The sequence below is a fragment of the Fibrobacter sp. UBA3718 genome (assembly GCF_002371935.1).
Taxonomy (GTDB): domain Bacteria; phylum Fibrobacterota; class Fibrobacteria; order Fibrobacterales; family Fibrobacteraceae; genus Fibrobacter.
The window spans coordinates 42401-49153 of the sequence record NZ_DFHR01000002.1; the positions used below are offsets into that span (position 1 = coordinate 42401).

At 54.9% G+C, this 6753-nt stretch carries 4 protein-coding genes; 3 read left to right on the plus strand and 1 reads right to left on the minus strand.

Annotation, left to right across the window (positions count from 1 at the left end):
• Positions 1-36: 36 nt before the first annotated feature.
• Complete coding sequence (locus B4A77_RS00365) at positions 37-2202, minus strand: hypothetical protein (RefSeq protein ID WP_290737285.1); 2166 nt, start codon at positions 2200-2202, stop codon at positions 37-39.
• A 219-nt stretch (positions 2203-2421) separates the two neighbouring features.
• On the opposite strand from B4A77_RS00365, the gene B4A77_RS00370 reads away from it, so the two are divergent.
• The 3 genes from B4A77_RS00370 to B4A77_RS00380 all read left to right on the plus strand — a co-directional run.
• Positions 2422-3279, plus strand: a complete 858-nt coding sequence (locus B4A77_RS00370; protein WP_290737287.1) for a TIGR02147 family protein — start codon at positions 2422-2424, stop codon at positions 3277-3279.
• Positions 3280-3293: 14 nt separating this feature from the next.
• Positions 3294-4643: a LamG-like jellyroll fold domain-containing protein gene (locus B4A77_RS00375; protein ID WP_290737289.1), complete on the plus strand. Its 1350-nt coding sequence runs from the start codon at positions 3294-3296 to the stop codon at positions 4641-4643.
• 166 nt (positions 4644-4809) lie between these two features.
• Positions 4810-6753: glycoside hydrolase family 43 protein (locus B4A77_RS00380; RefSeq protein ID WP_290737291.1), on the plus strand; the 1944-nt coding region annotated here is incomplete at its 3' end.

The window sequence follows — 6753 nt, forward strand, 5'->3', positions numbered from 1 at the left end:
CCGGGGATTTTTTGGAGGTGTGTTGTTGCGAGAGAGTTATCGCCTTACGGCCTTGAATATCCCGAGAGTCCGGTTGCCTTGCGCGACCTTGACGAGATAGGCGCCTTGCCGTAGGGTTACGTGGAGTTCGCTCCCCTGCACTGCGCGGAATTCCGCGATGCGGTGGCCTTGCATGTCGAAGACGCTGATGTCGTGCGCGCCTCCGTCGATGCCCTCAAGAAGGAGCGTGTTACCGTCGATATGGCCGCTAATTGCGTTGCGCGGTGTCAAGGATTCGACGGCGGTGGTGCCCTCGGTTCCTTCCGCACTGGAAGATATGCCTTCTGCTGCGCTGGAAGACTGTGGCCCGGCGATTTCTGCGCTTGAGGAGTTGACGTCGGCGAAGGATTCTTCGCGTAGTCCTCCGATAATCTCGATATCCGGTTTCGGGGGCATGTCCATGCCGTAGCCGAGGAAGTAGTCGAGCATGCTTGCCTGCACGTAGCCCTTCGCAGTAGTCCCCATGCGGTAGCAGGGGTTCTGCATCAGCGAGTAGAAGCGGTGTTCGCTTGCGATGTCTGTCGTGAATATCACGAGTTCCTTCGTGTCGTAGTTCACGAGGATTGATTCTTCGCGCCAGTCACCGAAGATATCCCCGTGGAACATTCCCACGCCCCTCTCGCTCCCGCTGCTGCCGTAGATTTTCCATGTGGTTGCCACGCGGCCAACCGACTTGTTCTTGTAATCCCACTTTTCGATTTTTCCGTCATTGTAGCTTTCTGCCGCGAGATCCCCGTCCCACCAGTAGCGGAGTACGGGGTACAGGTAGTTGCTGGCGATAAGTTTGTTGGTGGCGCCGTTGTAGGTTCCCTGGAAACTCCAGACTTCGAATCCGTCGTAATCGGGGTCGATGTCACCGATGTTCCCGCGTGCGACGTCGCACTGGCCTGCGCAGGACTCGTCGCCGTAGTGGGTCCAGATGACCTTGCCGGTGGAGGCGTTGTAGTAGTATTCGAGCAGGTTTTTCGGATGGTCCTGCTGTATTCCGTAGCCCATCATCACCTTGTCGTCCTTGTTGAATGCCCCTACGTACCAGCGGTCACCGTGAACGACCTCGGAAATCTGGTAGCGCAGGCTTCCGTCGCCGTTCAGTGCGTAGCCCATGTGCAACACTTCGTCCTTGCCGTCGTAATCCACATCGGCGATTCTAATCTGGTGCGCTTCGGCTCCGCCGCCGCTTTTGCGCGCATCGTGCTTCCACTGCTGCGTGAGCTTTCCCTTCTCGACGCGGTAGGCGACGGTCATGCTGTTGAAGCTCTTGTCCGCGTTCCTGTTCTTTATCCACGTGACGACGCTCGGGGTTTTTCCGTCGAGATAGGCGATTTCCATCATGCAGGCCATCGGACCGATCGAGATGTAGTCATCGGGGACAGGAGCGTATGTTTTCAGTGCGCCGGTACGCCCGTCCAGGACGGCTATGGCCTGGGCGTTCGTTCCACTGAGCGTGAATTTTTTGCCATCACCGAAGGTGACGCCGTCGGCTATTCGCACGATAACGTCGGCAAAGCCGTCGGAATCGATATCATAGACGGTTGCCCCGTCCCACATGCCCACGTCGAGCGTTGATGCGCCCGGTGTAATGTTGTTCTTGTTCTCGCTGTTCGGGCCAAGATCAAGAGTCCACAGGTGCTTTCCCTGGCTCGAGTATGCCTGCAGTTGCTGGTGGTCGAGTGCGGGCTGGTCGAGCAGGTAGTCGTAAGCGCCATCCCCGTCAAAGTCGCCCACCCACACGAAATGGACGGTGGATGTGATATTTGGGACGGGAACGGTGACATACGCTCCGATTCCCTTGTTCGCGGGCATGGTGTAGCTGCCGTTTGTTCCGAGTTCTACGCCGTTCAGTACCTTCTTGACGGAGTAGGTGTTGGCCTTCGAAAAGTCGGCGGTACCGTCGGTGAAGTTTGTACCCTTGGTAAGTACGGTCTGGTTCAACTTGACGGTTTTTCCGTCGGTTGTTCGGTAAACGTTGAATCCGAGGCCGCTTTCGTCGGTGGCGAGGCTTCGCCAGCTGACAAGTGCGCTGGAATTGTTCTGCCGTACGGCGACAACGCCCCTGTCCAGGTATTCAAATTGCCTTTTGACGAGAGCCTCGCCTGCGGCGAGAGATTCGCTTGCAATGCCTGCCCCGGCAATGCATGTGGCGAGAAGGGTCTTGCGTAACATGGGTTACTCCTTTTTGATTTTTTTTAACATCCCTGATGACGATACTACGTAGTGTACTACCTTTTTATCGTTAATGTACTACAAAATGTACTATAAAAATTTATAAAATGCAAGAAAAAAAATAAATAATTCTCAATTTTTAGCAAAAAAAAAAGGTAAATAGCATATATCTTTGTTTTTACTATACCATGTACTATGTTTTTATGTATATTTAATATCATGAATACCTTCGTAAACATTTTCGAGTTTACCAAGTTCCGCAAGTTCCTGGCCGAATACCAGGAGCGCCGTCAGGCAGCGGAGCCTTCGTTTTCGCGTACCGAGTTCTGCAACTTGCTGGGGCTCCCGAATACCCGCAGCTATTTCAACGACGTGGTGCAGGGCAAGCGCGTGACCGATAACATGCGCGAACGCTTTATAAATGTCATCGGGCTCAAGGGGAACGAGGCGAGGTATTTCGAGGCGATGGTCGATTTTGACCAGGGGAAGACTGCCCAGGTGCGCGAGGCGGCGTTCGATGCCATGATGCGCCTGAACAAGAACCCGCAGGCGATTGTGGACCCGGATAGCTACGAGTTCTTTGGCAACTGGTACAACAGCACGGTCTACGCGATTCTCGAGGTGATGGATGTGGGCGATGACGTGTCGGAACTTGCGGCGAAGATTTTCCCGCCCGTGTCCGAGAAGCGCCTGAAGGCAAGCCTTGAACTCATGCAGAAGATGTCGCTCGTGCGCAAGGACGAACGCGGGTTCTGGAAGCCGACGAAGGATAGCCTTGCCACGGTGCAGCAGAGCAAGAGTCAGATGGTGCTCCAGTTCCAGAAGCAGTGCCTGGAACTTTCGAAGCAGGCGCTGGAATCCGAAGGGAGCGAGTCCCGCGATATGACCACGTTCACGTTTGCGGTATCGAAAACCGCGCAGGCGAAGGTCGAAAAGGCTGCCGAAAAATTCAAGGCGCAGGTGCGCCAGATCGTGATGGCCGATAACGAGACGCCGACCGTCGTGGAACATGTGAACCTGCACGTGTTCAGCAACATCCGCGAAAACAATAAACCGTCCGGAACGGGCGAGGCGTAGGGAGGAAGGCGTTTATGGGATGCTTTAGGAATATCTTTGATGCGGGGCGACTCGCGTTCGCTTTTGCCGCGGTGTGCGTGCTCGCCTTCTTTGCGGGCTGCAGCAATACGTCTTCTACGGATTCCGCGGGGATTTTGATTGAGACGAATACCGGTAACAAGGGGCTTGCGCGGATTCTTGTTTCTACCGAAAATCTGGATGTTGTCGCGGGCGATACGGTCGTGGTGTTCAAGGCGAGTGCCGATACCGTGGGAGATACTTTGTATGTAGATACGGTGGACTACAGGCATGTGGCGACCTCGATCGAGTGCGCATCGGGCGTGATGTCGCTCGATAGCCTGCCCGTGGGCGATTACGAATCCGTTTCGGTGCACCCTCTGGAAGGTGACGTGCGTTCCGTGGCGGTATCCTGGAATGTCGAGGAAAATTCCACGAATATCGACCGTGCGCTGGATGCGGAATTCAAGGGCGCTGTCGCGCTCGTGCTTCCCGAGGGGTTCGAAGATTTGGCTTCGTCGGATGAAGTGTTCGAAAGCGTGCCCTTCGCGGTCCGGCTCCCGGAAGTAAAGAATCCATGCCTGTTGGATGCTGACGGCAACATGGTGCGCCTCAGTCGTGCCGAACTTGCGGATGCCCCTACGGCGAAGGTTTCCGATTCTGCTGTTTATTGGGGCGTGCTGCCGCAGGTTGCCTTCGATGAGAACAATGCCATGTCTCTCGACGTGGTGGAATCGTGCCAGTCCAATGACCGGATTGACCTCGCGCTTGCACGTCATGTGGAGCATTTTGATTCGTTCGAACCTTCCGAGGCGGTGCTCGCTACCGGCAACGAGCTTGCGTCTGTGCTCGGGAATTCCCGCTGGGTGGATTCTACCGACAACTGGTTCTACATTCCCGATTTCAAGCCCTTCTCCGAAGACGGCTGCTACATGGGGCTTTCCATCTGGTTCAATATCGATTCCATGCAGGTGAGCGAGTACGCGCAGATTATCTCGGCCAAGAATGACAGTACGGGTTTTGCGCTGCAGAAGCGCGGTGCTACGGGTGCGGTGAACCTCAGGCTCGATACCAGGACGGGGGCGTATAACGCCCTGTTCGGCCGCGCAAACGGGGTGCTCGACGGTAAGTGGCATAACTACTCGTTCAAGATTCATGGCGATAGCGTGACCACGTTCATTGACGGAACGCTGCTGGAATCTAGGCAGTTCGATTCGGGCGAAGGCTTTGCTGCCGCATTCAACCCCTCGATCGGCTACGGCGGGCTTCGCGGCGGTATTGACGAGGTATTCTTCTTTGACGGTACGCAGTCCAACAACTGGATGCGGCTCTTCTACGCCCTGCAATATGCGGTTATAAGGGAATAAACGGGCGTTTAAGGCGCCTTTCGTGGCACATCTTGCGAAATGTGGACTTTTTTTATGCAAAACGTTGTTAAAATCTCATCATATTATTCTAATATATTGTAAAACTATTGACTTTTAATTGCAAAAAGTGTAGATTTTTTATATATTCTCTGGAAAGGAGTGTGGTATGGGTGTATTGGAAACATTCAGGGCGGCGTGTGTCGCCTTATCTCTCGCGGCTGTTGCCGCATTTGCGGCCTCGGTCGCCGTTCACGATCCTTCCGTCATTGTGGTCTATAAGGACGCGGGCGGGAATTCGTATCCTGAAAACGATGCGGCCAAGTCGCGGACGAAGTATTATTACATATTCGGGACAATGAACGGAGCGGCATATTCTCGCGATATGCTGGACTGGACCCCGTTTACGCCGCAGCTTTCGAGGGGCGGCACGGTGTATGTCACTGGCAACGAGGCCAAGGACGATTACTACAGCGTGTTCAAGGCGGAAGCCGACTATGCGGAACATACGAATTCCGCGACCGCCAAGGGGAACCTGTGGGCGCCCGATATCGTGTGGAACAAGAAGCTGAAAAAGTGGTGCCTGTACTTTTCGATGGCGGGCGAGGACTGGAAAAGTTCCATTGTACTCCTGACATCCGACAAGATCGAGGGGCCGTACGAGTACAAGGGTGCGGTCGTCTACGGCGGGATGGACAAGCAGACGGCGGGTTCTGCCGCCAATGCCGACTACGCGAAGGTGACCGGTTCTTCGACAATCGACGAGCGTTACTATATCGCGAACAACGGTGTCACTAATTTGGGCAAGTGGGATGGCGGCTATGGTTCCAGCTGCATCGACCCGAACGTGTTCTACGACGAGGACGGAAACCTGTGGCTCCTGTACGGTTCGTGGAGCGGCGGGCTTTTCCTGGTCAAGCTCGATGAGTCTACCGGTCTCAGGGACTATTCGTACAAGTACGGGAACAATGGCGCTGCCAAGTGGAGCGGGACTTCGATGCTCGAGGACCCTTACATGGGCATCCACGTGGGTGGCGGTTATTATGTGAGTGGCGAGGGTTCGTACATCCAGTATTTCAAGGATGCGGATGGCAATGGCTACTACTACCTGTTCGTGAGTTACGGGTTCTATTCGCCCGAGGGCGGCTACACCATGCGCGTGTTCCGCAGCAAGGACGTGAAGGGACCCTATGTCGATGTGGATGGGACTCCTGCGATTTTTGAAAAGTTTATCCTGAACTATTGGGGCAATACCGACCGCGGATTCCCGATTGTCGCGAATTACCGCTGGAGTTTCTGGGCCGAAGATCGGGCCGAAATTGCGGATGGGCACAATTCGCTGTTGCGCGACGACGATGGCGGCATGTATCTGGTTTATCACCGCAAGTTCAACAACCATACGGGTTGGCACAATGTCGAGACTCACCAGCTGTTCTTTAACAGGATGGGCTGGATTGTGGCGGCACCTTTCGAGTATCACGAGGGCTACGGGCTACCGGCGCGTGCGCTCGACCGCAGCGATATCGCGGGCCCGTACAAGGTGATTATGCATAACCCGCCCAGGAACAATCCGCAGACCTGGGAAGATTCCGTGGCGGTGAACCAGGAACAGAACATGCAGCTCAATGCCGACGGTACGGTGACAGGCGCCTACACGGGAACCTGGGATTACGACTATGCGAAGGGCCGGAGCTACGTGACGCTTACTCTGGGTGGAACTGTCTACGAGGGTGTGGTGCTTGACCAGTTGCAGAACGATATGAGCAAGCGGACGCTTACGTTCTCGGCGATGAACAAGGCGGGGAACCGTGCCTTCTGGGGTTACCGTGTGCCGAAAACCGAAGTGTTGCAGGATGCCCGCTATTACGGCGACAGTGTGAAGGTCGTTGGGAAAAAGGACTTTAGCACGGCATGGGATGCCTATGACGAATTTGAGTCCGTGAAGGTAAGTGGGAACTTTGTCACGGAATTTGAATTCAGGAACAAGGTAAAGAGCGGAGCCGAAAACTGGAACAACTGGGTGCTCGTCTTTAGGAACGGTGGCGACATGTGGTACCTGCGTGCCGACGGCTATTCCGTGGAAATGCTTGGTGGCGAAAATACGGTGCACTAC

Bases quoted from the DNA above. Each gene is read 5' to 3' on its own strand.
- B4A77_RS00365 (WP_290737285.1), bottom strand. From the start codon at position 2,202: ATGTTACGCAAGACCCTTCTCGCCACATGCATTGCCGGGGCAGGCATT.
- B4A77_RS00370 (WP_290737287.1), top strand. From the start codon at position 2,422: ATGAATACCTTCGTAAACATTTTCGAGTTTACCAAGTTCCGCAAGTTC.
- B4A77_RS00375 (WP_290737289.1), top strand. From the start codon at position 3,294: ATGGGATGCTTTAGGAATATCTTTGATGCGGGGCGACTCGCGTTCGCT.